Annotated in this window: 7 protein-coding genes and 1 pseudogene; all 8 read left to right on the top strand. The window is 39.7% G+C overall.

Annotation, left to right across the window (positions count from 1 at the left end):
• Positions 1-920 (top strand): YeiH family protein (locus tag G602_RS0116975; protein WP_026660015.1); only part of this gene is annotated, 920 nt, incomplete at its 5' end.
• Positions 921-1,106: 186 nt separating this feature from the next.
• On the top strand, positions 1,107-1,757 hold the full coding sequence (gene deoC, locus G602_RS0116970) for a deoxyribose-phosphate aldolase (protein ID WP_022762004.1): 651 nt from the start codon (positions 1,107-1,109) through the stop codon (positions 1,755-1,757).
• Between the two features lie 44 nt (positions 1,758-1,801).
• Positions 1,802-2,569 (top strand): HD domain-containing protein, encoded by a 768-nt coding sequence (locus tag G602_RS0116965; RefSeq protein WP_022762005.1) that lies wholly within the window; start codon positions 1,802-1,804, stop codon positions 2,567-2,569.
• Positions 2,570-2,608: 39 nt separating this feature from the next.
• Positions 2,609-2,971, top strand: a complete 363-nt coding sequence (locus G602_RS0116960) for a heavy-metal-associated domain-containing protein (RefSeq protein WP_022762006.1) — start codon at positions 2,609-2,611, stop codon at positions 2,969-2,971.
• Positions 2,972-3,024: 53 nt separating this feature from the next.
• On the top strand, positions 3,025-3,309 hold the full coding sequence (locus tag G602_RS30665) for a metal-sensing transcriptional repressor (RefSeq protein WP_022762007.1): 285 nt from the start codon (positions 3,025-3,027) through the stop codon (positions 3,307-3,309).
• Positions 3,310-3,363: 54 nt separating this feature from the next.
• Positions 3,364-4,011: a YoaK family protein gene (locus G602_RS0116950; RefSeq protein WP_044932612.1), complete on the top strand. Its 648-nt coding sequence runs from the start codon at positions 3,364-3,366 to the stop codon at positions 4,009-4,011.
• A gap of 204 nt (positions 4,012-4,215) precedes the next feature.
• Positions 4,216-4,653, top strand: a complete 438-nt coding sequence (locus G602_RS0116945) for a radical SAM mobile pair system MarR family transcriptional regulator (RefSeq protein ID WP_013282512.1) — start codon at positions 4,216-4,218, stop codon at positions 4,651-4,653.
• Positions 4,650-4,750, top strand: a pseudogene (locus G602_RS32120) (radical SAM mobile pair protein A); the annotation flags it as partial. The gene G602_RS0116945 and the pseudogene G602_RS32120, both read left to right, overlap by 4 nt.

Below are 4,750 nucleotides of genomic sequence, written 5' to 3'. Positions count from 1 at the left end.
TGGGCATGATAATAGCCCTGTTCTGGAATGACAAGGGGAAGGCGGCTGATGGAATAAAGTTTACATCAAAGATAATTCTGCAGGCGGCTGTTGTCCTCCTTGGATTTGGTATGAATCTTTCGGTCGTTCTTCAGACCGGAAAACAGTCACTTCCTATAATTATCTGCACGATTTCAACATCGCTTATCCTATCATGGATTCTTCATAAGGTTATGAATATCAAAGGAAACACAGCTACTCTTATCGGAGTTGGCTCATCAATATGCGGCGGCTCAGCAATAGCAGCTACGGCTCCTGTTATTGATGCGGATGATGATGAAGTGGCACAGGCAATTTCTGTGATATTTTTCTTTAACGTGCTGGCAGCACTTCTTTTTCCTTCGCTGGGAAAGCTTATAGGTTTTGATATCACAACAGGAGAGGCTTTCGGTATTTTTGCGGGAACTGCAGTTAATGATACTTCTTCCGTCACTGCAGCTGCATCAACCTGGGATAGTATGTGGAACCTGGGGAGTCAGACTCTTGATAAGGCAGTTACGGTCAAGCTTACAAGAACACTGGCTATCATACCTATTACACTGGTACTTGCGTATCTGAGGGCAAGGGAAGCAAAAAAGGATGGAAGTTCGACAAATGGCTTTAGCTTTAGAAGAGCATTTCCGATGTTCATAGTCTTCTTTGTGATTGCTTCAATTATCACAACTATTTGCTTGAGAGCAGGTGTCCCTTCTTATGTTTTTAAGCCACTTAAGGAACTTAGCAAGTTCTTTATAATAATGGCCATGGCTGCTATTGGCTTGAACAGTAACATAATCAAACTAATTAAATCAGGTGGGAAGCCGATTTTGCTTGGCGGCTGTTGCTGGATCGGAATAACAGTTGTCAGCCTTTTGATGCAGCATGTAATGGGAATATGGTAAAAGAAAAATAGGCGTTGACAAATACTCCCCCCCCTAGTATATATTGCAAATGGTAGGGGGGACTATTTTGTCGTCCCGTATTTATTGTCAAATTATGAACCAAAAAGACTATGAAATTTTTGGATGGACCTAGGGAATCCACCGCAAGCGGTACCACCCTTAGGTCGAAGAATGGAGGATACTCGAATGAAACTTGAAGAAATATTAAAGATGGTTGATCACACACTGCTTGCTCAGGGAAGCACATGGGATGAGATAAAAGAGATATGCGACGATGGTATGAAGTACCATACGGCTTCCGTATGCATTCCTCCATATTATGTGAAGAAAGCCCGTGAGTATATGGGCCCTGATATGCCTATAACAACAGTAATCGGATTCCCGAATGGAAATACAACAACTGCATCCAAGGTTTTTGAGACAAAGGATGCGCTTGCAAACGGAGCAACAGAGATCGACATTGTTATAAACATAGGGGAGCTGAAAGCTAAGAATTATAAGTTTGTTCTTGATGAGATCAATGAACTCAAAGAAGCCTGTGGCGACCATACCATGAAGGTTATCATTGAGTGCTGCCTTCTTACAGAAGAGGAGAAGATCAAGATGTGTGAGATTGTTACGCAGTCAAAGGCAGACTATATCAAGACTTCAACAGGTTTCTCAACAGGCGGTGCAACCTTTGAAGATATAGAACTCTTTGCAAAACACTGTGGTCCAAATATCAAGATCAAGGCATCAGGCGGTATTGCATCAATTGAAGATGCTGAGAAATTTATTGAACTTGGAGCACACAGACTTGGCACAAGCAGGCTGGTAAAGATTGCTAAAAGTATGTGATTTAGAAAAACTATAAAACACTGGAAATGGAATAATCAGTACATATGGACAGAAATAATATTTTGACTGAGTTTAAAAAATATACGGATCAATATAATCCGGAAGATGTGAAAGTAAAGCTGAAGATAGATCATACGTATCGCGTAGCTGATTTATGCGAAATAATCGCCAGAAGCCTTCTGCTTCCGGAGGAGGACTGCGAATTCGCGTGGCTGTCAGGAATACTTCATGATATAGGCCGTTTTGAGCAGCTTAGAAGGTATCATACATTTCAGGATCGAATATCAGTTAATCACGCGGAACTGTCTGCAGACCTGCTATTTAAGGACGAACAGCTGATAGACAGGTTTGATCCGGATAGAAAGATGGACAGAGAAATGATGGAAAAAGTCATCCGTTACCACAATGTATATATTCTTCCTGATGGTCAGACGGACAGGGAGCGGATGTTCTGTGAAATTTTGCGTGATGCAGATAAGATTGACATTATACGTGTTAATTGCGAGACACCGCGAACAGAGATTTACGATCTGCCGGAAAAAGCCTTTACGGATTCGTACATAACTGATGAAGTTTATGAAGACATTATGGGATCCGGAAATATAGACAGAACATACTCGAAAACCGGAATCGATTATATCCTTGGGCATATTTCTTTTGTATATGGACTTGTATTCCCTGAGAGTATCAGGCAGGTCAAAAGTCAGGGATATATATACAGACTGCTCGGATTTAAGAGCAATAATCCGGATACAGTTAAAAAGATGCAGTTTATAAGGGAAAAGATAATTAACTACTTGGAATGCGCTTAAACAATAGTTGTAAAGAGAAATAGAGAGGTGAAGAAATGAATGGCTTCTAATATCATTATCATTGCTATACTTGTTGTTATCCTGCTTGTTGCGCTAAGAGGTTCTATAAAACACTTTAAAGGCGAAGGTGGATGCTGTGGCGGAGGCAGTTCCAGTGTAAAAGAACCGGATAAAAAGCTTTCAGGAACTGTAATCAAAACTAAGGTGTTCATGATTGACGGGATGCACTGTGAAAACTGCACCAATCGTGTTAAGCGTGCTATCAACAGAATTGATGGCGTATCTGCAAAACTGAACCTCAAAAAGAAGCAAGCTGTTGTGAAGTACGAAAAAGAGGTAGAGGATGACACCTTGATAAAGGAGATAGAAGATCTTGGCTATAAGGTTGTTTCTGTACAATAAATAGCCGGGATATGATACTATTAGTCAACATATGAATAATAGGGAGATTACTTATGGCACATAAAAAGACAGTCAGAACAGCAGCACAGAAAAAGGCTCTGACCAACCGGTTGAAACGTCTGGAAGGGCAGATACGTGGCCTGGAAAAAATGATCGAGGATGACGTATATTGCAACGACATCCTTCAACAGTCCATGTCTGCAGCCTCAGCAATAGACGGCTTTAATCAGGAACTTCTTGGATATCACCTGAAAGGATGCGTTACGGACGGCATAAAAAATGACGATGAAGAAATCGTGGACGAATTATTGAAGACGATCCGTAAACTCATGAAATAAAAGAATTACATTCATGAGTAACTATTCCGCGATAATAAAATATGTAGGAGAAATATGCAGACATCTGAGAGTTTTCGATTAAGTGCATTATTATCCTTTTCAGGAGGATTACAGGATGCGTATACATATAATATGAGGGATAAAGTCTTTGCCAATGCACAGACCGGCAATGTTGTTTTAATGAGTCAGAACCTGATGCAGGGTAATTTTATGCAGGGGTTACACTATATGTGTCCGCTTTTTTCGTTTGCTGCTGGGATTTTTATAGCAGAGAGAATTGAAAACGAGTATAAATGTGCTGAAAAAATCCACTGGAGACAGATTATCATAATAATTGAAATGATTGCGCTTAGCATTGTCGGACTTCTCCCCATGGATATGAATATGATAGCAAATATGATTGTGTCATTTTCATGTTCCATGCAGGTGCAAACATTTAGAAAAGTACATGGATATGGATATGCAAGTACCATGTGCATTGGAAATCTGAGAAGTGGAACAGAGAGCCTTTCTAAATACCTTAGAGACAAAAACAAACAATCTTTGTACAAATCATTTCACTTCTTTGGAATCATTCTGATATTTGCTATAGGAGCAGGATTTGGCGGAGTAATATCCGGAATCATTGGGATAAAAACCATATGGATTTCGGTAGTCATACTGCTTATAGTTATCAATATGATGGTAAAAGAAGTAAGGTAAAATTGGCATACAATACGCGGTTTGCGGGAGGCGATGGTTCAGCAGGTGCTATTCTCCAACTCCGCTATAGCAGATGGAACACGTTATCAGATTCAGGTTTTTCGAGATGAATGATAGAACATAAAATACGAAGTTATGATATGTGTGCTTGACACAAATACTCCTATATCGTAGTATAAAACTACGATATAGGAGTATTTAATTATGAAGACAAATGGTGGATTTCTTGTTACAAAAATAAAACAGCTGGGTGATCGTATATTTGAAAGGATACTGGCAGAAAAAAACATTGATGCATTTAACGGAGCTCAGGGAAGGATTCTTTATGTCTTATGGCAGGAAGATGGTGTTCCTATTAAAATTATTTCCGAGAAAAGCGGACTTGCAATTACTTCACTTACAACCATGCTTGAGCGGATGGAAAAAAACGGACTGATAAGCCGCAAAACTGATGAAGCTGATAAGAGAAAAACTCTTCTGTTCCTCACAGATAAAGCCAAAGAACTTAAAGAAGCTTATGACTCCGTATCAAATGAGATGGGGAATATTTATTATCGTGATTTTACGGATAAAGAGATTCTTCAGTTTGAAGAGTATCTTAACCGCATCAGGGTAAACCTTGAGGAATGGAGTGACAAATGAGTATCTGTATTAAAGATCAGATTCAGAACATGAATCTTGTTATAGGGTGCACTGTTGGATGTCCGTACTGCTATGCCAGAAACAATACGAGGCGTTA

Source organism: Butyrivibrio sp. AC2005 (genome assembly GCF_000424145.1).
GTDB lineage: Bacteria > Bacillota > Clostridia > Lachnospirales > Lachnospiraceae > Butyrivibrio.
This window is presented reverse-complemented; position numbering and strand designations above follow the sequence as displayed.